Raw genomic sequence first — 25,451 nt, 5'->3', positions numbered from 1 at the left:
GGAAGTCTCAGGGGTTGTGAACGAGGCTTCCGGCCCTCGGTGCGAAATCGAACAAAAATTTATGTTGATCATCCAACGGTTCATGATAATATAGCAGTAAATAGAGACCGCAAGCACTAGAGAATAACATAATAGGAGAAATCGGATGAGAGACTTAACCCAAGGGAGCCCGGTCAAACTGATCATTGCTTTTACACTGCCGCTCCTGATCGGAAACTTGTTTCAGCAGTTCTACAACATGGCCGATACCTTTATTGTCGGAAGGACGATCGGGGTTAATGCTTTGGCGGCTGTAGGCTCGACGGGCAGCATTATGTTTTTTGTGCTCGGTTTTGTCATGGGGATGACGGCGGGGCTGTCCATCGTTACTGCCCAGCGATTTGGTGCGGGAGATATTGAAGGCATCCGAAAAAGCGTAGGCGCAAGCGCATTGATCAGCCTCGTCTTTACGGTGGTGCTGACCGTGCTTAGCGTCATTTTTACCAAGCCTGTGCTGGTCATGATGAACACGCCGGCGGAAATTTTGGATGATGCATACGATTACCTGATTGTCATCAACTTCGGACTCGGTGCGGCAGTGCTGTTCAACCTGTTGTCCAATTTGCTTCGGGGGCTGGGCGACAGCCGCACGCCGCTCTATATTTTGATCTTTGCCAGTGTCGTTAACATCGTGCTGGATCTGGTGTTTATTCTGGTATTTCGCATGGGAGTAGCCGGGGCTGGGCTTGCGACTGTGCTTGCTCAGCTGCTGGCCAGCTTCATGTGTCTGATCTATATTCAGAAAAAGGTGCCGTTGCTGCAGTTTAAAAATGCGAATTGGAAGCCGGGCTGGAAAAGTCTGCGCGAGCATATGAACATCGGCCTGCCTATGGGCTTCCAAGCTTCCATCATTGCGATTGGGGCCATCATTTTACAGATTACGCTTAACGGTCTCGGCGCCGCTTCGGTTGCTGCGTATACGGCGGCGCAGAAGATTGATATGCTGGCTGTCATGCCGATGAACTCTTTCGGGGTGACGATGGCCACCTATACGGCGCAGAACTACGGGGCGGGAAATATTAATCGGATTCGTCTCGGGGTTAGACAATGTATTATCCTCTCCGGCGTATTCAGCATCGTGATTGGTTTGGTGCTCATTCTCTTTGGCAACGGGGCAGCGACGCTGTTCGTTGGCAGCGGCGAGGAGGAGATTCTGTCGCTGACTTGGCTGTACTTCGTATCCAATGGCAGTACGTATCTGATTCTGTCCTTGCTGTTCATTTACCGGTTCACCCTTCAGGGGCTTGGACAGAGCTTTGTTCCGACCGTAGCCGGGATTATGGAGCTGGTAATGCGGGTGGTCGCCGCGATTTTCCTGACCGAGCAGATTGGGTTTCTGGGCGCGTGTCTCGCCAATCCGCTGGCCTGGCTCGGGGCCTGTATCCCGCTGGGCATCGCGTATTACATGAGCATCCGAAAGCTCGAAGCGAAATCAAAAGCGCAGCCGATTCCCATCCAGGCCTGAGGAGAGCGATTTGCTGAGAATAATCACAAACCTTGGATTCCCTTCATTGGAGGGCTCCAAGGTTTTTTTGCATGGTGGTAGACGAGACGCGAAGACTGAGGATGAAGGAACCCTCTGATCGAGCTAAGGCGCCGCCTGACGGCCACATTAGCATAAAAGAGCTGCAGTATCGTCATATATATGAATATGAATATATCATTATATGAAAAATTCATAATAGAAAAGGGAAGACGATATCAGTCACTTCGATCATCTTCCCACGTAATCTGTACTTAGCTTCTCCATTCCATCGTTCAAATGGAAGGGCTCCGCTCACCAGATGAGATGCGAAATTGGACGAGGACTCTAACCGGAACCGGGATGTTCAGCGACCGTTCCGGGCCGCTTCGGAACGGGCCTGAGAGGGGGTCATCCCTTTGTATTGCTTGTACAGCTTGGTAAAGTAATTCGGGTTGCCGCAGCCTACATGGCTGGCGATTTCGGTAATGGTCCAGCGCTGCTCGCGAAGCAAGCGCTGCGCCTCATTCATTCGCAGCAGATTTACATAATCCACATACGTGCGACCGGTAAGCCGCTTGAACATTTTGCAGAAATGAAAAGGGCTTAATCCGACCTGAGCGGCAGCTTCTTCCACCGACATGCGGTCGCATGGCCGCGCTTCGATCCGGCGGATCAGCTGCTTGAACAGCTCACGTCCGGGAAAATACGCTTCCTCTGCTTTGCCGGCCAGCTGGTCGGGGAGGAATGTGCGTGCCATCAAGGCAAAAAAAGCATGCAGCTTGGACTTGGCAATGAGCTGGAAAGCCGGAGGCCGATGAGCAAGCTCCTCAATCACCTCGTGAACGAGCGCGTAAGCATCGCGGCAGGCCGGGTCAATATCCGCTGGCTTGGCGGGGAAACGCACGCGCCCCTCCAGAAACGGGGCAACATACTGGGCGTGAACCGGATCATGCATATAATCATTGAACAACGACGGATTCAGCACGACACAGTCGAAGCGGACAGCCCCTTCATCCAGTGCGTAGCCGACATGCAGGCTCCCTCCCGGAATCATCAGAATCTCTCCGGCTATCAGCGTATGTGGAGCGCTATCGATATGAAACACAGCCCGGCCTTCCCGCATCAGGATGATCTCGGCATGCTCATGCCAGTGGAGGTAGAGCACGCAGTCTTTGGCGGCTGCCTGGTATACCTCGTTGCGGAATAGCTGAAAGGGGTAGGCTTTATAATCCAGCCTTGTATTCTCATGAAGCTCTTTCGGATTGGACAATCTCAACACCTCTTTCTCAAGCGCAAGATTTGAGTGGTAAATGACAAGGTTGGGTAGAGAAATACGGTGAAACTGCAATTATAATGAAGTTGCTTACTTCCTACAGTAAGACAATATCGGAGAGATATCAACCCAAAGTGAAGAGTGGGCCGTGAGGCGCAACCACTCGGGATGAGCATACATTCGTATGATAAGGAGCGAGGCAGATGGGGAAACGTTACAGCATTCTGATTGCAGGTTGCGGAAGCATGTCTAACCTGTGGGTGGAGTACGTAAAAGAAAGAGAAGATGCGCACATTATCGGACTAGTGGACTTGTATGAAGCGACAGCCCGGGCGATGGCGGAAAGGCATGGCCTGAGCTGCCCTGTATTTTCGAATATAGAGGAAGCGCTTGCTTCCACCAGCCCGGACATCGTATTTGATATTACGGTGCCTGCAAGCCATTACCATATTAGCCGGGCTGCATTATCTCACGGCTGTCATGTATTCAGCGAAAAGCCGCTGGCCGAGTCGATGGATCAATGCCTGGAGATCGTGGAACTGGCAAGCCGCGAGGGCAGAACCCATGCGGTGATGCAGAACCGCCGCTTTGATCCACGCATCCGCGCTTACAAGGACTTGATCCAGAGCGGGGCGATCGGGCAGCCGGGCTTTATAGGCGCCGACTTTTTCCTGGGCCCACATTTTGGCGGGTTCCGGGAAGCGATGGAGAGTCCGCTCTTGCTCGATATGGCGATCCATACCTTCGATCAAGCCCGCTTTCTGAGTGGGGCGAATCCGGAAACGGTGTACTGCCAGGAATTTAACCCTCCGGGCTCCTGGTATGCAGGCAATGCGATGGCCGTATGTATTTTTGAGATGTCGGACGGCACCGTCTTCAACTACCGGGGTTCTTGGTGCGCTGAGGGAGCGCAGACATCCTGGGAAGCGGCCTGGCGCGTCACCGGGTCGAAGGGAACGGCGATCTGGAACGGCTTTGAAGAGGTGTATGCAGAAGTGGTGGCAGATCAAGAGGGTGCGGGTCAGTTTTCGCGCAAGCTGGAACGGGTGCAGGGCATCATCCCGGAGATGAGCAAGACCGGGCACCATGGCTGTCTGGAAAATATGTTTGCTTCCCTGGAGGCTGGCACGAAGCCGGAAACGGACGGCAGCGACAACATTTACAGCATGGCGATGGTACTTGGAGCACTTGAGAGTGCGAGAACAGGAAGAAAAGTGAAAATTTCAGAATTCATGGGCCAGCCGCGAGGCTGATAAGCGTTGGCGTGGATCCCATTCTACAGGTTCTACAGGGAGACGCTGGAGATTCACTCCCGTTCACTAATGAGGATCCGCGTTTCCATGCTTGAAGCTTTCCGGACGTTTGCGTTACAATACGGAAGAGCAAGCAAGGGGGCGGTTACATGAACATCGGAAAGGATGGAGCGGTCGGCAAATCGGCGGCGTCCTGTCAATCCAGTTATAAAAACTTCAGCCTGGCGCTGCAAGCACTGGTCGCGCTTGAGAAGCATTCCGGAAAATGCTCAAGCGGCGACCTGGCGCTTTATTTGCAGTCTGAGCCGACGGTTCTCCGGCGTATTCTCAAGGCGCTTGCCCAGGAGAATATCATTGAATCCAGGGAAGGCCGAGACGGCGGCTACCGCCTGATCCGAAGCGCCGACAGCATCTCGCTGGCCGATGTTTATAACGCGCTGCACATTCACAGCCACATCAGTGCCGGCATGCTGGATGCAGCGGGAGAGCATCACTTTGGAGAGCGAATCAAATGTGCGTTCTCGGATGTGATATCCGACTTGGAAGAGAGCATGCTGCAGGTGCTGAGCGCCCGTACCATTGCCGACATTGCGGAAAAAACGAAATCGGACCAGCAAGAGGATTGACAATCGCTCTTGCCTGCCTTATACTGTGCATGAATCACCACAGTTAACTTCATGGAATTTCAGACTATAGAAAATATAAGTATGCAGGAGGGAAAGATGATGTCCATGCTGGCCATTCAAGATTTTCATACCGTTGTTCGCGAGCGTCACTCGGTTCGCCATTATGATCCATCGGTGAAGATTTCAAGAGAGGAAATGGAGGAGATTCTGAAGGACGCAACACTTGCTCCGTCCTCCAGCAATTTGCAGCCTTGGCGTTTTCTTGTCATCGACGATCAGGCGTTGAAGGAGAAGCTGCATCCGATTGCGAACAACCAGCAGCAAGTGCTGGATGCTTCGGCTGTCATTGCAGTTCTCGGGGACTTGAGATGGTATGAACAAGGGGAAAAGATCTACAACATGTCCTTTGAAGCCGGCTTTATGACCGAAGAGATCAAGGAGCGTTTTATTCAGGTCGCGAGCAATGGGTATGCCAACATGAGTGATGAGGTCAAGAACAGCATCATCGATGTGGATGCAGGTCTGGCTTCGATGCAGCTGATGCTGTCGGCGAAGGCAAGAGGTTACGATACGGTGCCGATGGGCGGCTACAACAAGGAGCAATTTGTTGAAGAATTCAATATTCCAGAACATTATCGCAGCGTCATGCTGATTGCGGTCGGAAAGGCAGCATCGCCAGCCCGTCCTACGGTGAGACTTCCGCTGGAAGACGTAATATCCTGGAATGAAATGAAATCATGATTCTGCAGGGGAGGCCTTGGCCTCCTTTTTTTTGTGATATGAATCCAGGCTGAAGAGCATTCAACCAAGCTGGTCATCTTATCGTGCTGTTCCAAGGCTTAGCTTAACGTTTGTAATTCACCTTGTTCCATGCCGCTGCCAGCGTCGAGGAGATGTGGCGGATAATGGTCGGGTTGGAGAAGTAGCCTCTGTGGGACAGCGGATTCCAGCTTGTCAGCCAATGGCCGGCATTGACATCGACGTCCTTGCGCACCGTTTCTTTATAGGCAGGGTCCACCCCTTGAAGCGGATAGCCTAATATATCGTCTTTATCATAGAAATTGATCCACTCGCCTTCGAGCCTGCGATGATGCAGCTTCAGGTGATCGGAAGGAACGCGGATCGGCTGGTCGAAATCCCGGTAGCGCAAGCTCCATAAAGGCAGTGTCGTGCCGAGGGAATAGAAGAAAGCGAGGGTTTCCCCATTCTCAATCGGCGCCTCCGGGTTGATGACCAGACGTTTCCCGCGGGAAGAGAACTGTAAATCATAGAAGAAATTGCTGGCAATCACCGTGCCGAGGCTGTGGGAAATGACGCATAGCGGTGCAGTCGGACCGGCTGCCAGCGACAAGCGGTGCAGGGCGGCGCTAAGCGTGCTGTGAACCTCTTCATAGTTCTGTGCGTCACCCTCTACCGGCTGGTAAGCAACCGCATCTGCCAAGTAGTGGATGACAATGCGGCGCAGCCAGCGGTACCGCAGACGGTAGGATGTGACGATATCCTGGAATAACTGTTCTTCTCGCTCCGCAAACACATGAGCCCAGTGAACGGCTTCAATGGCAAGCTGGTCGGTAGAAAGTCCGGAAGCTTCGGCAAACGCTTCGCTTAATTTACGGATGAGTCGTTCTGCATAATTTTCCTTCTGTCTTCCCAAACCATGAACGATCATCACGGCAATCTTCTGCTCCATCAAGGTTCACACCCCTCTACGAATCATCTGCTTGCAGCTTTGCTTTAACTTCATCGTACATGATAACCAGTATAAGGTGAATATAGGAAATTAAGATAATTCCAAGCGGCCAAGATCGAGGCAGCAACTTCTGGATACAAGAACCGGAGGTCATGGCGCCTTGAAATCATATATAATAAATAGACATTTATATTATGAAGGGTCCTTGAATATAATCAGGACGCCAGCAAAATCCGAAGGGGGCTTGTTGCTGATGACGGAGAAAAATCATGAATACTGGATGAGTGTAGCTATCCGGGAGGCGCATCATAATGTGCTGAACACCGAAGGCGGCCCGTTTGGCGCGATCGTTGTAAAGGACGGAGAAATTATCGGGAGAGGCCGGAATCTGGTCACTTCGCGAAATGACCCGACCGCGCACGCCGAGGTGCAGGCGATCCGCGAAGCCTGCCAGCATCTGAACCATTATCAGCTGGAGGGATGTACGATCTATACCAGCTGTGAGCCGTGCCCGATGTGTATCGGAGCGATCTACTGGTCCCGGCCGGATGCCGTATATTATGCATGCACCCAGCAGGACGCAGCCAATATCGGCTTTGACGATAAGTTTATATACGATGAAATCGCTTTGCCGATGGAGAAACGCTCGATTCCGATGCAGCAGCTGCACATGGATGAACGGCTGCTTCCTTTCCAGGCATGGACCACATCCACGGGCAAAATCGAATATTAAACAAGAAGAAACCGGGAATCCGCCAGCGGAGACCCGGTTTGTTGCTGTGTTACATAACGTATATAACGATGATGGCTGATGCGCGAGGGGCGTTCCGGCGGCAGGCAGAATTGCCTCCCTATTCCAGCCAAGGCAGCTCGCCGGTCAGCCGAATGCCGAAATAACGTGCCAGTGCCTCGGTGTATTCCTGCTTGCTGGACGGATGGAAGACATGTACCCCTTGCTTGGTGTAGATGCGGAACTCGCGGTCATCGATGGTGTTTCGGCCTTCCGCGGTTCGGATCGATACTCTGGCTGTTTTGTTGAAGGGGGAGTCCGGCGCATGCTCGCACCAATAGGACGTAGTCAGGAAATCCTCGGTCAAATTAGGCTCCTCGGTAAAGGAAAAGACCGGGTTCCAGTCCTCGCCCTTTTGCTCGTACAGCATCCATCCATAGGCGGCAGATTTGCTTAATCGGTAGCACTCATCCCCCTGGGTCTGCGGAGCATCCTCAATCAGCTCCAGCGGCTCTCGCGGTCCGGCCCCGCCGACGCCAACATCCGTGATGTAGCGCTTGCCATCGATGACCACATGCAGAATATGATGCCGGCGCTTGGCTGGCGTGACAGGTTCGTCCTTCCAGAAGCGCCCGAAGTAATTCGTCACTTCATAGCCGGCCTGCTCCAGCAGCCAGCCAAACAGGGCGTTCAGCTCGAAGCAGTATCCGCCGCGCCCGGCGGTGACGATTTTGTGGTACAGCTCAGGCACCGACAGGGAGAGCGGAATGCCTGCCAATATATCCAGATTCTCATATGGGACGGCATGGACATGGAGGCGCTGCAGTTCCTTGAGTACTTCCAAGGTCGGCTCGAGCGGACCCTCGTAACCGATGCGGTTCAAATAGGCGGCTACATCACATTGCTCACTGGTATGGATCATTTGCAGATCACCCGGCTTTCTTATCCATTTTGGCGTTCAATTGCTTCCACATAATCTTTTCCATCCTTTAAAGACAGCTTGAGCTGGTCCCGTACCTCTTTAATGGCCTGGATCTTCTTTCCTTGGTTCAGAAGCTGCCGCACGCGCTCGTCTACATACAGCTGCTGTTCCGTTGGCAAGTGGGAAGATACAGGTGAAGGGGAAGGAGAGGGAGCGGCAGCTTTATATCCGGACGCGGTCGGGAAGTTGACCTTTCTTGATATCCGGTCCAGATCATCTCTTAATTCATTCACCTTGGCTTGCAGTGTGACGACCCTTAACAGCAGCAAAACGGAGACCAGGAGGGCCAGGATAGCTAGAATCTCTGAAGTATTCACATCGTTCTCCTCTCTGGGTTCATTGCCCATAACATTTGGATTTATTATATCACAATGCTCACCGCTTTCGGCCCGGGAAGGCTGCTGTGCGAAAATAAGGCAATGCGAAAAAAAAGCTCTTGCCCTTTGGACCGGGCAAGAGCTTCTCTTGGATTAACCGCAGGTGCAGTTCAGCACCGGCTTGCGGGCTGCGGTCGTTTCGTCAAGACGCTTGACGACCGTCGTATGCGGCGCGTTGATGACCACTTCCGGTGTCGTCTCCGCTTCCTTGGCGATTTGAATCATCGTGTCGATAAAGCCATCCAGCGTTTCCTTGCTTTCCGTTTCGGTCGGCTCGATCATAATGCATTCCTCAACGTTAAGCGGGAAGTAGATCGTTGGCGGATGATATCCGAAATCCAGCAGGCGCTTGGCAACATCCAGCGTACGGACACCGTACTGCTTCAGCTTTCTGCCGGACAGGACGAATTCATGTTTGCACAGTCCCGGATAAGCTACCTCATAATAAGGGGCCAGGCGGTGCATCATGTAGTTTGCGTTCAGCACAGCCAGCTCCGATACGCGGCGCAGCCCTTCCGGACCATAGGTGCGGATGTAGGTATATGCGCGAACAAGGATGCCGAAGTTGCCGTAATATGCTTTCACGCGGCCGATCGATTGCGGCCTGTCATAATCCCAGTAGAAGGTGCCGTCCTCGCGCTTCGAGACGATCGGTTTCGGCAGAAACGGAATCAGCTTGCTTTTGACGCCCACAGGCCCAGCACCAGGCCCGCCTCCGCCATGCGGCGTGCTCATCGTTTTGTGCAGATTCAGATGCACCACGTCAAATCCCATGTCGCCAGGGCGGGTGATGCCCATAATCGCATTAGAGTTGGCGCCGTCGTAATAGAGCAGCCCGCCCGCTTCGTGAACGATCTCGGCGATTTCAACGATCTGCTCCTCGAACAGGCCAAGCGTGCTCGGGTTGGTCAGCATAAGCGCTGCCGTATCGCTGCCGACAGCGGCCCGGAGCGCATCCAGATCGACCATTCCGCGTTCGTTAGATTTGATGGTGACCGTATCGTAACCGGCAACGGTGGCGCTGGCCGGGTTTGTACCGTGCGAGGAGTCCGGTACAATCACCTTGGTGCGATGCTCGCCTCGCGCTTCATGGTAGGCGCGGATCAGCATGAGGCCGGTCCATTCCCCATGAGCGCCTGCAGCCGGCTGCAGCGTTACCTGATCCATGCCTGTCAGCGCAGCCAGATCGTTCTGGAGCGTGAACAGCAGCTCAAGCGCTCCCTGAATGCTCTCTTCCGGCTGATACGGATGGATTTTGGCAAATCCGGCAAAACGGGCGACATCCTCATTAATTTTCGGATTGTATTTCATCGTGCAGGAGCCGAGCGGATAGAAGCCGTTATCAATCCCGAAGTTGCGTCTGGACAGCTCGGTGTAGTGGCGAATGACATCCACCTCGTACACCTCAGGCAGCTCGGCCGGCTTCTGGCGAAGCAGATGGGCAGGAATCAGCTCCGATGTCTCTTTCTCCGGCACATCGCATTCCGGCAGGGAATAGGCGGTGCGTCCAGGCTTGCTCAGTTCGAAAATCAACGCTTTTTCCGGTTTCATACCATCGCCTCCAGTTCGCTGATAAAGTGGTCGATCTCTTCCTTCGTCCGCCGCTCGGTGACGGCGATAAGCATGCAGTTCTCAAGTTCCGGATATACCGCTCCTAGGTCGTAGCCGCCGATGAACCCGCGCTCCAGCAGCTTGGCATTCAGCTGCTTCATGTCAGTTCCCGCAGGCAGCTTGACCGCAAATTCATTGAAGAACGGGGATGCGAACGCAAGCGACAGAGAGCCGCTGGCAACCCGCTCAGCTGCATAGTGGGATTTGCGAATGTTCAGCAGCGCCGCCTCTTGCATGCCCGCCTTGCCGAGCGTCGACATATATACGGAAGCACACAGCGCAAGCAACGCCTGGTTCGAGCAGATGTTGGACGTTGCCTTCTCCCGGCGGATATGCTGTTCGCGCGCCTGCAGCGTCAGCACGAAGCCGCGCTTGCCTTCGCTATCGACCGTTTGGCCAACGATCCGGCCTGGAATTCGGCGCATCAGCGGCTCGGATACTGCGAAGAAGCCGCAGGTAGGACCGCCGAGGGAAGCCGGAATGCCAAGCGGCTGGGCATCGCCGACGACGATGTCGGCGCCAAGCTCGCCAGGAGACTCCAAGAGTCCGAGGGAGAGCGGGTTCACGCTGAGCACGAGCATCGCTTTTTTGTCATGCACAAGCGGCTCGATGGCTCTTACATCCTCAATGCAGCCGAAGAAGTTCGGCGACTGAATCAGCACGGCTGCCGTATCCTCCGTGATGGCTGCAGCCAGCGCCTCCTGATCGGTTACCCCGTCCTTGAAGCCGACTTCGATGACATCCAAGCCGAGGCCATGAGCAGAGGTCAGCACAATCTCTCTGGCTTCCGGGTGCACGGCGCGTGAGATGACAATCCGCTTGCGCTTCGTCGCGCCGCTCGCCAGCGCTGCCGCTTCCGCAAGAGCAGTGGACCCGTCATACATGCTCGCATTGGCTACCTTCATGCCGGTCAGTTCACAAATATACGATTGGAATTCGAAGATCGCCTGCAGCTCGCCTTGGCTGATCTCCGGCTGGTAAGGGGTATAAGCGGTATAAAATTCCGAGCGGGAAATGACATGATTCAGCACGACAGGGATGTGATGGTCGTACAGCCCGGCACCAAGAAAGCTGGTGTAGCGGTCGAAATCGGCATTTTTGTCAGCCAGCGCACGCATGTGCTTGAGCAGCTCATACTCGCCGAGTCGGGATGACATCGGCAGCACTCCTTGGTAACGAATCGCCTCGGGAATGTCGGCAAACAGGTCCTCTATAGTTTCTGCACCGACAGCAGCCAGCATTTCAGCCTGATCCTGATCGGTCATTGGCAGGTAACGATGCTTCATGATTTCGCAGCTCCTTTTTTATAGAATGGGGTTTTTACAACATTGGCCTTCAGCCGCTTTCCGCGGATTTCAACCCACACCTCTGTGCCGATGGCCGCATGCTCCGCGTCGATCAGCGCAAGGCCGAGGTTGCGTTTCAAGGTCGGGGATTGCGTGCCGCTGGTCACCTCGCCGATGAGCGAGCCATCGCCGTCGTATACCGCGTAATGCGAGCGGGGAATGCCGCGGTCGATCATTTCAATCCCGACAAGCTTGCGCGGGATGCCTTCGTTCTTCTGCTTCAGCAGCGCGTCACGGCCGATAAACTCCCCGGCGTCCAGCTTCACGAAGAATCCGAGGCCGGCTTCCAGTGGGGAGATGCTTTCCGACAGTTCCTGCCCGTACAGCGGAAGTCTCGCTTCGAAACGGAGCGTGTCGCGTGCGCCAAGTCCGGCAGGAATGAGTCCGTCGGCTTCGCCAGCCGCGAGCAGTCCTTTCCAGATCGCCGGTGCATCGTCTGCCGAGCAGTAGATTTCGTAGCCGTCTTCGCCGGTATAGCCGGTGCGTGAGAGAAGCACGGCACAACCGCACACTTCGGCGCGCTCGATAAAATGGAATGGGGAAAGCGAAGGGAGGGGATCTTTGACCGCTTTAGCCATTACGGCATCCGATGCCGGTCCTTGCAGGGCGATCAAAGCAGTCTCGGATGAAATGTTCTCCAGCAGAACATCTCCGGACACATGCCCGGTCAGCCACTCGAGGTCCTTGTCAATGTTGGAGGCATTCACGACAAGCATGTAGCGGTCTTGCGCCAGCTTGTATACGATCAGATCGTCTACCGTGCCGCCATGCTCATAGCACATCAGTGTGTATTGCGCTTGGCCCGGAGACAAGCGGGTCACGTCATTGGTGGTCATCCGCTGAATGAAGGATTCCGCATCCTGACCGGTAACCAGAAATTCTCCCATATGGGAAACGTCGAACAGGCCTGCCTGTCCACGTACGGCTTCATGCTCGCGAACGATGCCCGAGAATTGGACTGGAAGCTCCCACCCGCCAAAATCAATACAGCGGACGGAAGGGAATTCCGAGTATAACGGGTACAGCGGTGTGCGCGCTAATGAACTCATCTTCTCACCTCATCATGTGGTATGAAATGTAAAACACGGAACTGCGAAACAGCAAAAAAGGACAGGCAGAAGGAAAATGAAGCTGTGCAGCAAAATTGCCGCATGCCCATCGTGTTCCTCTGCTCTGTCCTTTGTACCTGAGAGTTACCCCACCGCCATGTCAATATCATGTAATGATCGTGTGAGTTTCCCCTTGGGTGATCCTTTTTCATTAGGATTCTCTCCAGAGATGCGTCCGGTAAAGGTCCTTTTGCCTGAGAGATTCACCGATACATCGGCTTACTCCTTCGGCGCTACCTGTCGAGCTGTCGGTAATCTCTCCCGCTACCATCATCCGCTATGTAATTGTTCATATCCAAAAAGCTCCTGTGATTATTATAAACGTCCGATTTGGTAAAGTGTCAACCATTATTTCGCCCAAAAGCGCTTTAAATTTTATTTTTTGTAAGAAATATTGACATCGACTCGTCCCTGTTTTATTCTGTGGGAGATATAGCGACCAACCGAATAAGCGAATGACGATGGACGGGAGAGACTGCAGGCAGGTGATGTCGTCTGCGGCACCGAAGGAGCAAGCCGTTATTGTCTTGCCGGCATAACGAACAATCTCTCAGGTAAAAGTACCGTCATCCGACGCAGCTCTGGAGAGCGCGGAAGCCACCCAAGGGGAAACGAATGTCCGGAGGATACCGGAGATTCGGGAAACTCTCAGGTATCAAGGACAGAGAACAGGCCGCAGGCCTTTCCATGTCCTTTTTTTCATTTAAAATGCATAAGAGAACATTCCAATTCGAAAAGAGGAGACCAAAAATGAGTGAAATCAGAGAGCAACTGGTGTACAGCGAGGACCATGAATGGGCGCTGAAGGTAGAAGGAAATGTGGTGCGTGTCGGCATTACCGATCACGCGCAGAACCAACTGGGCGACATCGTGTTTGTAGAGCTGCCGGAGATTGGAGCTGCGGTAGAAGCGGGCGATAGCGTCGGCACGATCGAATCGGTTAAAACGGTATCCGAGCTGTATTGTCCGGTATCCGGCACCGTCACGAAAGTCAATGATGGGCTGGAGGATAAGCCTGAGCTGGTCAACGACGAGCCGTATGAAGGCGGCTGGATGTTCGAGATTGAAGTAGACGGCGATCTGGAAGAAGCGCTGGCGGGTCTTCTGACAGCGGAAGCCTACCGTGCGAAGGTAGACGAGTAAGACTGTTTAATATACGCGTTCATAACAGAATAGACATACAGCAGAACCGGCAGGATTCCTTGAAGCGAGTAGCAGCTTGAGGAATACCGCCGGTTTTTTAGTTGTGCTGTGCCCGTGACGATCAGGCTGTCGTATGCAGGCCCCGGTTGCCGAAGCGTCTGGTAAGCTCGCCCAGGTTCATCACGACAATCCCGATCACAATCAGGATACTGCCGAGGAGGGAGTACAGTGTGATGGCCTCGTTATAGAACAGAAACCCGAGTCCGACCGCAACCATCGGGGATATGAAAAGCCAGGTCGACGGGAAAAAGGCATTCGTTGCTTTCAGCAGCCAGGCATACAGGCTGTGGCCGACCATGGAGCCGATCAGGGTCAGATATAACATGGATCCTGCTCCGGGCCAGGTGAGCACCGCGTCGATATGGATCCGCTCGGTAAAGACTGACAGTACGAACAAGGCCAAACCGCCGTAAATCATCTGCATTGAATTTATCGCAATCGGGGAGATGTCGGTATAGGTAACCGTAAGCTTTCGGGTCAACAGACTGCCGATGCAATAGCCGAGCTCTCCGATCAAAATAACGACACAGCTGAGTATCCACAGCGTGTCTTGCTCCAGCACCATCTTCGGCATAATGAGCACGCATACCCCGGCAAATCCGATGGCCGCTCCCCAGTACTCGCTTCGTTTGGCCGACTTTCTTGCGATGGTCGTCTGCAGCATCAGGATCATCATCGGTCCCGTTGCCGATAGGACGGCGGCCACCCCGGAATCTACGTATTGCTCGGCCCAGTACAAGGTCGCAAAGGTAGCGAAGGTGCTGGTCAGACCGACAAGGATCCAATCCTTGCGAAGCAGCAGGGAAGGGCGGATTTTTTTGGTGACGATCATCCACAGCATGATCAGAAGGCCTGCGGTGAAGAAGCGAAACCCTGCCGCGAAGAATGGAGGCAGGCCTGCCTCAACACCGACCTTGATCGCCAGGAAGGTGGTGCTGAATATGGCGCACATCAGTATGTAGTTCAACAGAATCATGTAGGGCTCTCCTCCTTTTTTGTATACTATAATGGATTATGAATAGAACAGATGGTGAAGAGTAGAACAGATTGCAGAAGGACGGAGAGGGGATGGAGAAATGAGTTATTTGGAGCCGGGTTCGGGCAGGCCAAGGGGAACGCTGCATCAATCTGTATATGATGAGGTGATCTTGGGCATCCAAAGCGGCGAATGGAAGAGATACGAGAAGTTGCCATCCGTTCGTGCAATGGCGGAGCGCATGCAGGTGAACCGGCTGACAGTACACAAGGCGTACCAGCGTCTTGCTGAGGAGGGGATTGTTCAGGCCCGTTATAAATCAGGCTATTATGTATCGAGCGAGCCTGCTCCCAGACCCGGTTCAAGGTTTCTGGACGATCCGCCCTGGGAATATCAGGCCAAGCCTGTGCGTGCCCCGCGAAGCCGGTTGTTCGAAATTCATCGCAAGAAGGTCGCGTACAAAATGTCCGAAGCGCTCATCGATCCGGCGCTGCTGCCGAACGCCTTTTTATCCGGGCATGTGAAGGAAGTGTTCGACCTGCATCCCAAAGTGCTGTCCACCTATTCTTCCGTATCCGGCGACGAGGAGCTTCGTGAGGAAATGAGCAGATATTTTACGGAAAAGTACGGCCTGTCTCTATCAGCGGATGAACTGCTCGTCACGACAGGATCGCAGCAAGCGATTGATCTGATCTCCCGCTCGCTTGTCCAGGCTGGGGACCGGGTGCTGATCGAGCGACCGACCTACAGCCCGGCCATCGATGTGTTTCTCAGGCAGAACGTCCGTCTGCTTCCCGTGGAAATTACGCCGGAGGGCTATGATCTGGATCGGATCGAATATTTGATGCGTACGGAAAAGCCGCAGCTGTTCTACATGAACCCGACATTTCAGAATCCAACGGGATACACGGTCCCGGCGTCGCAGCGAAAGCAGCTGCTGGAGCTGGCGGAACGCTATAAGTGCATATTGGTGGAGGATGATGTGTACCGCGACATTTACTTTGAGGATCCGCCACCGCCGCCGCTTTTTTATTATGATACGGAGGGGTATGCGATCTACATTTGCAGCTTCAGCAAGTTTGTAGCTCCGGGACTGAGAATTTCGCTGCTGGCTGCGAGGCCGGCGCTGATGGATTCGATTATAGCGGTGAAGGCACTGGCGGATAACGGCACGCCGCTGCTCACACAGAAGATCTTCCAGCATTATTTCTTCTCGGCCAGGCTGCAGGAGCATGTGGCAAAGCTTCGAATTGCGCTGGAGCTGCGCAAGGATCGGATGGAGCGTATTTTGGCGGGGACCGGCTTTCGCTGGGCAAGTCCGGGTGGCGGTCTGAACCTGTGGATTAACCTGCCGGAGGAGGTGCCGGTTGACCTGCTGCTCGAACGCTGTCTGGAGCAATCGGTGGCGTTTGTCCCGGGAGAAATCTGCGATCCGCTCGGTGAAATGAAGTCCTGGATTCGGCTGAGTTACTCCTATATCAGCGAGGCTGAAATGGAGGAAGGGCTGCGCCGGCTAATTGGGATTGCGGAGGAGATGAAGGGTGGCATCACTTTTCCCCGAACCGATTTGAACTAGGCGAATATACTGGGAGTGAACTCACAGCCCAAAAGAAAGCAATGCGTTAGGCACAAGTCTTTGTCAAGGAGGGAGCCATGGCGGTCAGCATCATACAAGGGAGCAGCCGCGTGCCGGGGTCCTCGGATATTCATGTGGTCATCGATGTCATCCGGGCGTTTACGGTGGCCCATTATGCTTTTCTGAACGGAGTGAAAGGGATCTTGCTGGCGCCGTCGCTGGAGCAGGCGTTCCGTTATAAGCAGGAGCATCCGGATTATTTACTGGCAGGGGAAGTCGGGGGCCTTCCGATTCCGGGCTTTGATCTGGATAACTCCCCGAAGCGATTGGATCACAGCGATGTGGCGGGGAAGTATCTCATCCAGAAAACAACGAACGGCGTCCAGGCTACGCTCCAGGCGTTGCATGCGAAGCAGGTTCTGGTCACAGGCTTCTCCAACGCCCGAACTACGGCGAGGTATGTCAGGCAGCAGTGCATGACAAGGCGAGACGATCCTTCTGTCGTTATCGTGGCTTCACATCCGACCGGTGATGATGATCTCGCATGTGCGCTGTATATGAAAGGCATAATCGAGGGCACGAATGAGCAAACGGCAGCGCAGACCATCGCAAGGATCAGGGCTTCGGAAGCGGCGAAGAAGTTTTATGACCCGAAACGTCCAGAGTTTGATGAAGCTGATATCGGCTATTGTGTCCAGGAACTGAATTCGGATTTTGTGATGAACGTGAGTCTCGACAACCATATTCCAACGATTGAGAGGCTACAAGCATGAGGAATACCGGGCTACATCTGCCAGAGAGGCAGTCCAAACCAAGGCAATCGGGCTTGACGGTGCTGATTGACAACGGAGTTCCGCTCCAGTTCTTTCGCGATACTCTGGAAAGCGCTGCAGCATACATCGATTTTATCAAGTTCGGCTGGGGCACATCGCTGGTCACACCGCAGCTGGAACAGAAGATTGCCATCCTTCGGGATCACCAGGTTGAATTTTTCTTCGGCGGAACGTTGTTCGAGAAATACTTAAGCCAACGGAAGCTGGAAGATTACCGGGATTTCTGCCTGCGATGCAAAGCGACCTACATTGAAATCTCCAACGGCACCCTGCCGATTTCCAACCGGGAAAAGGCGAATTACATTAAACAGTTCAGTGATGATTTTCTCATTATGAGCGAGGTAGGACATAAAGATGACGAGGTGTCCGAGACGTTGACTTCATCCGAATGGATTGAATCGATTCTGGAAGATCTGGATGCCGGGGCTTACAAGGTCATTACCGAAGCGAGGGAGAGCGGAACGAGCGGCATATGCCATAGCACAGGCGAGATGCGGCTTGATATCATCAACGATATCGTCGAGTCAGGCATCAGTCTGGACCGGATCATATTCGAAGCGCCGAACAAGCGCATGCAGACTTGTTTCATCCAGCTAGTCGGATCTGACGTGAATCTGGCCAACATTCCGTTCTCGGACCCGATCTCGCTGGAAACGCTTCGTCTGGGGCTTCGCTCAGACACCTTCTATACCTTTGCGTAATGATAGCGTACCGTAAGCCCGTAACAGGAGAGGGTTACAGCAGAGGGTCAACGTATTGTAAGCCGCTTTGCGAGGGGGAACGCCGCCGCGAGGCGGTTTTTTTTGTATTTCGGAAGAGCGCGAGTTTTATTGTGAAAGAATCGTGAACCTAGATTCGCATTATGGCCTGACGGGTAATAAGGGGGCGAATTGACAGGTCACTTGTTGCCCATCTTACCGTGCTTGAAGTACCAACAACTGCGAATCGGGAGGTTTGGACAATGAAGGAACAGCAATCTCGCAACAACAGGCAGCAAACAAGCAAGGAGAAGCAGCTTGAGCAATTCACCGTATCCAATGACGGCAAGCCGATGACGACCAACCAGGGCGTGCCGGTATCGGAGGATGAGCATTCACTGAAAGCCGGCGTGCGCGGCCCCACCCTGATGGAGGATTTTCATTTTCGGGAGAAAATGACCCATTTTGACCATGAGCGGATTCCGGAGAGGATCGTCCATGCACGCGGATTCGGGGCTCACGGTTATTTTCAGGTATATGAGTCGATGAAAGCTTATACGAAGGCACAATTTCTCCAGGATCCTGAACAAACGACGCCGGTCTTCGTTCGCTTCTCAACTGTTGCAGGCTCAAGGGGATCGGCCGATACCGTCCGGGACGTCCGGGGATTTGCCGTTAAATTTTATACCGAAGCCGGCAACTATGATCTGGTTGGAAACAATATGCCGGTCTTCTTCATTCAGGATGCGATGAAATTTCCGGACTTGGTGCATGCCGTGAAGCCTGAGCCGCATAACGAGATTCCGCAGGCGCAGTCGGCCCACGATACCTTCTGGGATTTTGTCTCGAACAACACCGAGAGTGCACATATGATGATGTGGAAAATGTCTGACCGCTCACTCCCGCGAAGCTTCCGCATGATGGAGGGCTTTGGTGTGCATACATTCCGTTTCGTCAACGACGAGGGACGGGCGCATTTTGTCAAGTTTCACTGGAAGCCGGTGCTCGGCATGCACGCGCATGTCTGGGATGAAGTGCAGAAGCTGGCCGGCAAGGACCCGGACTACCATCGGCGGGATCTGTGGGACGCCATCGAATCCGGAAACTATCCGGAGTACGAGCTGGGGGTTCAGCTCATTCCGGAAGAAGATGAATTTACCTTTGATTTTGATATTCTGGACCCGACCAAGCTGTGGCCGGAAGAAATCGTGCCTGTGCGGATCATCGGCAAGCTGACGCTGAACCGCAATACCGACAACTTCTTTGCCGAGACAGAACAGATTGCTTTTCATCCGGGTCATGTGGTGCCCGGGATTGACTTTACGAATGACCCGCTCCTTCAGGGGAGGCTGTTCTCGTATACGGATACACAGCTCTCGCGTCTTGGCGGGCCGAACTTCCACGAGATTCCGATCAACCGCCCGGTCGCGCCCGTGCACAACAACCAGCGTGACGGTATGCACCGGATGACCATCAATCCGGGGCAGGTCAGCTATCACAAGAACGGGCTGGCCGGCAATTCGCCGTCCCCGGTGCCTGAAGAAGAAGGCGGTTACGCGCACTATACGGAAAAGGTGGACGGACGCAAAATCCGGGAGCGAAGCGACAGCTTCAAGGATCATTACAGCCAGGCATCCATGTTCTGGAACAGCATGTCGGAGGTGGAGAGAGAGCATATTGTGTCCGCTTTCCAGTTCGAACTTGGAAAGGTGAAGAGCAAGGACATCCGCCAGCGGGTCGTTGACATGTTCGCGAACGTGGATAAGGAGCTGGCTTCCCGGATCTCCGAAGGGATCGGAACGGTTTCCCCTGGCGGCCAGGGCGCGGCTTCCGCATTGTCCTCTCCGGCGCTCAGCATGATGAATACAGTGAAGAGTCCGCGATCCCGCAAGGTTGCCGTTCTGGCGGACAACGGCTTCAGCGAAGCGCTGACGGGCGTGCTCGAGCAGCTTGAGCAGTCTGGCATCATCGCCGAAATCGTGAGCACCAAACTGGGCGTCATATCCGGTGAGGCCGGAAGCCAGCTGGAGGTGCAGCGTTCGATGTTGAACTCGGACTCCGTTCTGTTCGACGCCGTTCTTGTAGCCGGCGGCAGACAAAGCGTCGATGAACTGCTGGCTAATCCGAAATCGCTGGACTTTGTCAAAGAAGCGTTCCAGCATTACAAGCCGATCGGTGCGATGGCCGAGGGCGCGGAGCTGCTTCTTGAGCCTTCAAGTCCCGGCGTTGTGGTGGCTCCGGCTGAACAGGACAGCCCGTTGTTTGCGGAGGAGCTGATCGAAGCCATTGCCGAGCATCGGTATTGGTCAAGAGTGGTGTGACTATTTATAACTAAGTAAAGGCCGAAGAACACGGTTGGGACTGTGTTCTTCGGTTTTTTCTTGCCTTTTTTGCGAATGTGATTACACATGAATAAAGGGGGGAAGAGCGGTAGAATGCCGAAAGGCCTAAAAAGTTCAAAATATTTTGGCGAATTATAGAAACTATTTACCATAAATTACGTCTAATAGTATGGCATTATTGGAGTTATAAAAATCGGAATCAGAAGGAGTTTAAGCATGAAATTGAAGACAGCTGCTTTGCTAACCGTACTTATTATCTCTCAAGTAGCTGGGACTCTGCCGGTTAGCGCGGAGTCAAGCAATACGCCAGCATCACAGGAAGCCGTATCCGGCGCTGAGGTGACGACGCAGGCGAATCCATCCTCAGGAGTACAAACAACCGAAGAACAGCCTCAGGGCGGTCAGACCGATGCGACAACGGATCAAGCTGTTGCATCTGAAGTAGTTGAAGGCGAAGGGGAAGAGAATCAGCCTGGAACAGAGAACCAGGGGGGAGCGGATTCCGCTAGCGCAGGCAACCCGGACGGCGAGGGAAATCAGACGACAGAGAAACCTGCCACATCCGAGACAGCCGGAAATCCTAACGAACTCATTCTTTATTTTAACAGTACAAAAATGGTTCACGGGGGAACGACCTATCACGCGCCGCAGCCGATGCAGGTCAAGAAGGGCGTCTCTTATGTTCCGATCCGGGCGCTTGTAGACCGTGTTGGCTTTAAGGTCAGCTACGATCAGAAGACGAAGGAAACCCTCATCCAAAAAGACGGTACGGAGCTTCGCTTCAAAACCGACAGCGACCAGTACTTGGTAAACGGTGTGGCTAAGACGATGAAAGGCACTTCATACCAGACGAACAATACGTTCATGGTACCGCTAACAGCCATTATGCAGGCGCTTGAAATTCCATACAAGGTGGATAATCAAGGCAAGCGTGTCATCATGAATTTGCAGGCTAAACCGGTCGCCAAATTCACGGTGGAGCCGAAGGAGATATTTGTCGGTGAACCGGTGGTGTACATAACGGAGTCCAAGGCTGCGGAAGGCACCATCATCAATGAGCGCTGGGAAGGAAGACAGGATGTCTTCAACGCGCCGGGACAATATGTGGTTACTTATTCGGTACAGGATTCGAGCGGCGCATGGAGCGCCCCGTACAGCGTGACACTGAATGTCATTCAGCCGAACCAGCCGCCGGTAGCTCGCTTCGAGACCGACAAGCCGGAGTACAAGATGGGTGAGCTGATTACGATTACGGACTTCAGCTATGATGACCGTGATCCGAAAGAGCTGCTCACTTACAAATGGGAAAATCGTGCTTATGCCTATTTCACGCCAGGGCCTCAAACGATCAAGCTGACCGTGACGGACAGAGGCGGGCTGAGCACCACTTATGAGCATACGGTGAACATTACGTCGGAAACATTGTACAGCGAGGAAAACTTTAATATGCTGTTCATCCCGGAAGGCGAGAAATACACCTTCATTGGCAATGTGATGAGCAGAGACAAATTGAACTACAGCTTCTATGATGAGCCTAGCACGCTGATCCGGAGCAACAGTCCGGAGACGGTGAACAGCGAAGGCATTGTATACCGCGAGACGGCTTCCGGGGATATGCGGTTTATGATCCACCATGTCAACAACGTGAATAAAGATGTGAAGATGTATGTTGTGGCGACCAACATTAACAATGCGCCGGTCACACTGCGAACTGACTACCTTGGATTTGCCGGTCCATCTCCGATTGCGACAGCAGCGGGCAAACGCTCGGTGCAGAATTACTTCCAGTCCATGCTGGATGGATCGAAGCAGTCCTCGGTTACACTTGAGCCGGGTGAACAGAAGCTGGTTATGACCGAGCTGAGCGCGATCCGGATGAGACAGGGGCATGTCATTTCCCTTTACTCGGATATGTACAGTGATTTGCCGGTTCAATTCGATGTCATTATGATTGATGACCAGGCCGATCCGCTGGAGGTGCTTGATCAGCTGCCTATCCTGGACCGTGACGGCGTCCATAACCGTGGTACCTACGAGGATTCGACCCGTGTCATCCGCTACGCCGACCTTATCGGGCGTCAGCCGGAACGGCTCGCTCTCGGAGATAATGCAGATGATCCTAACCTCGTGGGCGTCGACCCGATGGTGGGAGACATTACGCATAATACGGGGAACTTCGGTGTTCTGTACAAAATCACACTGGACCGCGTGGCTCCGAACGTACTGATCTCCTTCAATCCGCGTGGCGGCAAATACTCCGGTTACGCAATGGTCAACGGCAAGATCGTACCGATCTATTCGCTCGGACAGGTATCGCCAACCGAGCAGGCGGTGCTGCACAGAACAGGCAACTTCGAGCAGAAGGTAGAAATTTTGCTGACGGCTGCGCCTGGCAGCAATCTGCCGATCAACCTGCTGTTTACCCCAATGCCTAGCCGGGTTGAATAATTGAATCTACTGTAAACGGCGCCGCCTTACAGCATAGGCGGCGCCAGCATAATAAGGACTCCACTTCCCTAAAGCTTAATCCGGTACACCGGAATCAAGCTTCATCAGGGAATGTGGAGTCCTTGTTCGTTCAACAGCTGGTTGTTTGCAGGTGTCGCGGAGCTAAGCCGGGCTGTCAAGCCCTCAGCCAGCCAGGCGAGCGAGCGTTATGCGGACTGGGCCGGCTGCATGCTGTGCTTCGCCTCCAGCTGATCCAGCTGGTAACAGCGGGCGGTGACCGCAAAAGCGCCAGCGGCGAACAGCGCTCCGGCCCATGGCAGATAGGCGACGCCTACGATATCGATGACAAAGCTGCCGAGAAAGGAACCACCGGCAATGCCGAGGTTGGAAGCGACGGGCATGAGCGAGGCGGCAAAGTCTTTGGAACCCGGCGCTGCATTGTCGGACAAGTCAATCAGATACAGCTGCGCCGCCGCGCTGATGGCATAGGAGAAGCAGGCCACAAGCATCAGCAGTACGAGAGCTGTCCATGACAGCTGGACGGTAAGCGCCAGTGCTGCCATTAGAGCGGTCTGGATCAAGAAGATGATTTTGAGCTTGACGCGGGAATTCCCTTGGGCGACTTTGGCGCCAAGCCAGTTGCTGAAGATCGTAAGCGCTCCGTATACGAGCAGCAGGGAGCTGGTCCATTGCTGAGGAAAGCCGAGCACATCCTCGAGAAATGGAGTGATATATGTATAGATGATGAACACCGATCCTACGCCCAGCACCGGTATCATAAAGGCGAGCACAATGCGTCGGTTTTTAAACAGCGCGAGCTGCTGGGCGACCGGAACGACACTTCGGGTCAAGCTCTTGGGCATGATGGCCATCATAATGATGAGCGGGATGATGCCGACAATCGCGGTCCACAGGAAGGAGGCTTGCCAGCTTGTGGCACGTCCGATGAGCGTGCCAAGCGGTACGCCGAGGACGTTGGCGATCGAGAAGCCGCCGATCACCCAGGCAACGGCTGCGGCTCTTCTTGCGGCGCTCATAAATTCACTCAGCATCGCAATGGCGAGGGAAAGTGTCAGTCCGCAAAGTATGGCTGTACTGATACGAAGCGTTAACATTACGGGGAAAGAAGCGGCCATCGATGTCACAGCCGTTAAGATCAGCACGGCGGCATATGCGGCGGCGATGGTCATATGTCTCGGGATGTGACCGAGCCAGGCAACAACAAACGGCGTGCCCATCGCATAAGCGATAGCAAATCCGGACACAAGTATTCCGCTTGCAGCCAGCGAAACGTTCAAGCTGGTGCTGATGTCCTGCAGCAGGCCCACTATGACATACTCGGTGGTGCCCAGAATGAAGGCGGCAAAGGTGAAGGCAAACACAAGCAGGTTTTCGATTTTTCTCGACATGGTCTCTACTCCTGATCTCTATAAGGTATAGTTGATTTTACAGGTTGAAAAGGTTTACAGGTCAAGACCTAACTTTGAAGGGGGCTGCCTCATGATCCAATCGCAGGTATGATCCTGGGATTCTGTGAGGCGGCAAGAGGCGAAATTCATGTATAATGTAAAGAAAAAAAGTGGGTGGGGCATCGTGGAGCAAAACAGAATCAAACGCACATGGCGGGCAGACAAGTTATCGCATGTCGGCTCTTCCATATTTGCTGAGGTCGCCCAATGGAGAGCGGAGTCGGTACAAGCCGGCATGGATTTGATTGACCTCAGCATCGGCAGTCCGGATCAGGGGCCGTCCTTGGCCATCCGGGAGGCCCTTGCAGGCGAAGTGCTGAAGGAGGATCAATACCGCTACCCGGGGACGCGGGGAAGTGAGGAGTTCCGGCAGCATGTTGTCGCCTGGATGGAGCACCGATTCGGAGTCAAGGTAAATCCTGCAACCCAGACGCTAGCGCTGATGGGTTCACAGGACGGATTGGCGCATTTGGCTCAAGCTGTGTGCAACCCCGGGGATGTGGCGATCGTGCCGAATCCGGGCTACCCGATCTATGCGGGAGCATTGGCGATTGCCGGAGTGAAGCCGTGGTATCTTCCGCTGAAGGAGGAGAACGATTTTCTCCCGGATCTGGACAGCATACCGGATGAGGTGTGGGCAGAGGCTTCGTTTATCTTGCTCAATTTTCCCGGCAACCCGATTGCGGTATCGGCCGATTTGGATTTTTTTGAGAAGCTGGTCGCACTTGCGAGGAAATGGAATGTTCTTATTGTGCATGATCTGGCCTATTCCGAAATGGGCTTTGACGGTTATCGTCCGATCAGCATATTGCAGGTGCCGGGAGCGGATGACATCGCCGTGGAATTTCATTCGTTTTCGAAGAGCTTTAACATGGCAGGCTGCCGGATCGCATTTCTGGTCGGGAATGAGGAGGCGGTCGGAGCTTTACGGGATTTGAAGAACAACATCGATTTCGGTGTGTTCATGCCGGTTCAGAAGGCTGCGGTTACGGCAATTCAGCAGGCGATGTCGTCCACTGGCGACGCGCTGTATGCAGGGACACTGTATGAGCATCGGCGAGACGTGCTGGTTGAGGCCCTTGCAGCTGAAGGCTGGCATGTGCATAAACCGAAAGCAACGATGTTTGTATGGGCCAGGATCCCGGATACATTGAGGACGGGGGCGGACGCCTGGACATCCCGGCGTTTTGCTCGTGAGCTTCTCCTCAGCGCAGGCGTCGCAGTCATTCCGGGGGATGCCTTTGGCTCCGAGGGTGAAGGCTATGTGCGCATTGCGCTCGTCCAGGACGAGGAGAAGCTGCGTGAAGCTGCCCGGCGAATTGGACGTTTTATACGGGAAGCGGCCGGGAGTGAGGGCTAGAAGGGCATCACCATAAGCAGCGAGTCATAGCGAGTCATCTAGTAT

At 53.9% G+C, this 25,451-nt stretch carries 21 protein-coding genes and 4 riboswitches; of the genes, 12 read left to right on the top strand and 9 right to left on the bottom strand.

Annotated features, from left to right (window positions below; all coding sequences use genetic code 11):
- The first annotated feature begins 145 nt into the window (after positions 1 to 145).
- Positions 146 to 1,504 carry an MATE family efflux transporter gene (locus CHH67_RS11660; RefSeq protein ID WP_095265360.1) on the top strand — a complete coding sequence of 453 codons (1,359 nt, stop codon included), beginning with the start codon at positions 146 to 148 and terminating at the stop codon, positions 1,502 to 1,504.
- 364 nt (positions 1,505 to 1,868) lie between these two features.
- Here CHH67_RS11660 and CHH67_RS11655 read toward each other — a convergent pair whose 3' ends face one another.
- Complete coding sequence (locus CHH67_RS11655) at positions 1,869 to 2,774, bottom strand: helix-turn-helix transcriptional regulator (protein ID WP_095265359.1); 906 nt, start codon at positions 2,772 to 2,774, stop codon at positions 1,869 to 1,871.
- A gap of 206 nt (positions 2,775 to 2,980) precedes the next feature.
- On the opposite strand from CHH67_RS11655, the gene CHH67_RS11650 reads away from it, so the two are divergent.
- The 3 genes from CHH67_RS11650 to CHH67_RS11640 all read left to right on the top strand — a co-directional run bounded on the left by CHH67_RS11650 (position 2,981) and on the right by CHH67_RS11640 (position 5,397).
- Positions 2,981 to 4,030 carry a Gfo/Idh/MocA family protein gene (locus CHH67_RS11650; RefSeq protein ID WP_095265358.1) on the top strand — a complete coding sequence of 350 codons (1,050 nt, stop codon included), beginning with the start codon at positions 2,981 to 2,983 and terminating at the stop codon, positions 4,028 to 4,030.
- Between the two features lie 149 nt (positions 4,031 to 4,179).
- Positions 4,180 to 4,656: an RrF2 family transcriptional regulator gene (locus CHH67_RS11645; protein ID WP_095265357.1), complete on the top strand. Its 477-nt coding sequence runs from the start codon at positions 4,180 to 4,182 to the stop codon at positions 4,654 to 4,656.
- Positions 4,657 to 4,752: 96 nt separating this feature from the next.
- Positions 4,753 to 5,397, top strand: coding sequence for a nitroreductase family protein (locus CHH67_RS11640; RefSeq protein WP_095265356.1), 645 nt, complete (start codon positions 4,753 to 4,755; stop codon positions 5,395 to 5,397).
- Positions 5,398 to 5,500: 103 nt separating this feature from the next.
- On the opposite strand, the gene CHH67_RS11635 is transcribed toward CHH67_RS11640, so the two are convergent.
- Positions 5,501 to 6,346 (bottom strand): chemotaxis protein, encoded by an 846-nt coding sequence (locus CHH67_RS11635; protein ID WP_095265355.1) that lies wholly within the window; start codon positions 6,344 to 6,346, stop codon positions 5,501 to 5,503.
- 253 nt (positions 6,347 to 6,599) lie between these two features.
- On the opposite strand from CHH67_RS11635, the gene CHH67_RS11630 reads away from it, so the two are divergent.
- On the top strand, positions 6,600 to 7,079 hold the full coding sequence (locus tag CHH67_RS11630; RefSeq protein ID WP_095265354.1) for a nucleoside deaminase: 480 nt from the start codon (positions 6,600 to 6,602) through the stop codon (positions 7,077 to 7,079).
- A gap of 118 nt (positions 7,080 to 7,197) precedes the next feature.
- On the opposite strand, the gene CHH67_RS11625 is transcribed toward CHH67_RS11630, so the two are convergent.
- From CHH67_RS11625 to gcvT, 5 genes are all read right to left on the bottom strand, one after another.
- The gene (locus CHH67_RS11625) at positions 7,198 to 7,998 is read right to left on the bottom strand and encodes an arylamine N-acetyltransferase family protein (protein ID WP_095265353.1); all 801 of its coding nucleotides are present in this window, start codon (positions 7,996 to 7,998) and stop codon (positions 7,198 to 7,200) included.
- A gap of 20 nt (positions 7,999 to 8,018) precedes the next feature.
- Positions 8,019 to 8,405 (bottom strand): hypothetical protein, encoded by a 387-nt coding sequence (locus CHH67_RS11620; RefSeq protein WP_141235801.1) that lies wholly within the window; start codon positions 8,403 to 8,405, stop codon positions 8,019 to 8,021.
- Between the two features lie 123 nt (positions 8,406 to 8,528).
- Positions 8,529 to 9,986 (bottom strand): aminomethyl-transferring glycine dehydrogenase subunit GcvPB, encoded by a 1,458-nt coding sequence (gcvPB, locus tag CHH67_RS11615; protein WP_095265351.1) that lies wholly within the window; start codon positions 9,984 to 9,986, stop codon positions 8,529 to 8,531.
- Positions 9,983 to 11,332, bottom strand: coding sequence for an aminomethyl-transferring glycine dehydrogenase subunit GcvPA (gcvPA, locus tag CHH67_RS11610; protein WP_095265350.1), 1,350 nt, complete (start codon positions 11,330 to 11,332; stop codon positions 9,983 to 9,985). Before gcvPA ends, gcvPB begins: the two co-directional genes overlap by 4 nt.
- Positions 11,329 to 12,441, bottom strand: coding sequence for a glycine cleavage system aminomethyltransferase GcvT (gcvT, locus tag CHH67_RS11605; RefSeq protein WP_095265349.1), 1,113 nt, complete (start codon positions 12,439 to 12,441; stop codon positions 11,329 to 11,331). Before gcvT ends, gcvPA begins: the two co-directional genes overlap by 4 nt.
- A 122-nt stretch (positions 12,442 to 12,563) precedes the next feature.
- Positions 12,564 to 12,670, bottom strand: a riboswitch (glycine riboswitch).
- Between the two features lie 3 nt (positions 12,671 to 12,673).
- Positions 12,674 to 12,775: riboswitch (glycine riboswitch) on the bottom strand.
- Between the two features lie 181 nt (positions 12,776 to 12,956).
- Positions 12,957 to 13,077: riboswitch (glycine riboswitch) on the top strand.
- Between the two features lie 3 nt (positions 13,078 to 13,080).
- Positions 13,081 to 13,168: riboswitch (glycine riboswitch) on the top strand.
- An 83-nt stretch (positions 13,169 to 13,251) separates the two neighbouring features.
- Here gcvT and gcvH point away from each other — a divergent pair.
- A complete protein-coding gene (gene gcvH / locus CHH67_RS11600; RefSeq protein WP_095265348.1) occupies positions 13,252 to 13,644 on the top strand; it encodes a glycine cleavage system protein GcvH in 393 nt (130 codons plus the stop codon).
- A gap of 121 nt (positions 13,645 to 13,765) precedes the next feature.
- On the opposite strand, the gene CHH67_RS11595 is transcribed toward gcvH, so the two are convergent.
- Positions 13,766 to 14,680, bottom strand: coding sequence for a DMT family transporter (locus tag CHH67_RS11595; RefSeq protein ID WP_095265347.1), 915 nt, complete (start codon positions 14,678 to 14,680; stop codon positions 13,766 to 13,768).
- A gap of 100 nt (positions 14,681 to 14,780) precedes the next feature.
- Here CHH67_RS11595 and CHH67_RS11590 point away from each other — a divergent pair, with 100 nt between their 5' ends.
- The 5 genes from CHH67_RS11590 (at position 14,781) to CHH67_RS11570 (ending at position 22,577) form a co-directional block, all read left to right on the top strand.
- Positions 14,781 to 16,256 (top strand): aminotransferase-like domain-containing protein, encoded by a 1,476-nt coding sequence (locus CHH67_RS11590; protein ID WP_095265346.1) that lies wholly within the window; start codon positions 14,781 to 14,783, stop codon positions 16,254 to 16,256.
- Between the two features lie 77 nt (positions 16,257 to 16,333).
- On the top strand, positions 16,334 to 17,029 hold the full coding sequence (locus tag CHH67_RS11585; protein WP_095265345.1) for a 2-phosphosulfolactate phosphatase: 696 nt from the start codon (positions 16,334 to 16,336) through the stop codon (positions 17,027 to 17,029).
- Positions 17,026 to 17,790 (top strand): phosphosulfolactate synthase, encoded by a 765-nt coding sequence (locus tag CHH67_RS11580; protein WP_095265344.1) that lies wholly within the window; start codon positions 17,026 to 17,028, stop codon positions 17,788 to 17,790. The genes CHH67_RS11585 and CHH67_RS11580 overlap by 4 nt, the downstream gene beginning before the upstream one ends.
- A 260-nt stretch (positions 17,791 to 18,050) precedes the next feature.
- Entirely contained in the window at positions 18,051 to 20,108 is a 2,058-nt protein-coding gene (locus CHH67_RS11575) for a catalase (RefSeq protein ID WP_095265343.1), read from the top strand.
- A 237-nt stretch (positions 20,109 to 20,345) separates the two neighbouring features.
- Positions 20,346 to 22,577, top strand: a complete 2,232-nt coding sequence (locus CHH67_RS11570) for a stalk domain-containing protein (RefSeq protein WP_095265342.1) — start codon at positions 20,346 to 20,348, stop codon at positions 22,575 to 22,577.
- A gap of 206 nt (positions 22,578 to 22,783) precedes the next feature.
- Here CHH67_RS11570 and CHH67_RS11565 read toward each other — a convergent pair whose 3' ends face one another.
- A complete protein-coding gene (locus CHH67_RS11565; RefSeq protein WP_095265341.1) occupies positions 22,784 to 23,986 on the bottom strand; it encodes an MFS transporter in 1,203 nt (400 codons plus the stop codon).
- Between the two features lie 184 nt (positions 23,987 to 24,170).
- Between CHH67_RS11565 and CHH67_RS11560 the strand changes: the two genes are divergently transcribed.
- On the top strand, positions 24,171 to 25,406 hold the full coding sequence (locus tag CHH67_RS11560; RefSeq protein ID WP_244908168.1) for an aminotransferase class I/II-fold pyridoxal phosphate-dependent enzyme: 1,236 nt from the start codon (positions 24,171 to 24,173) through the stop codon (positions 25,404 to 25,406).
- Positions 25,407 to 25,451: the final 45 nt, after the last annotated feature.

The organism is Paenibacillus campinasensis, from assembly GCF_002272015.1.
GTDB classification, from domain to species: domain Bacteria; phylum Bacillota; class Bacilli; order Paenibacillales; family Paenibacillaceae; genus Paenibacillus_AQ; species Paenibacillus_AQ campinasensis.
This window is presented reverse-complemented; position numbering and strand designations above follow the sequence as displayed.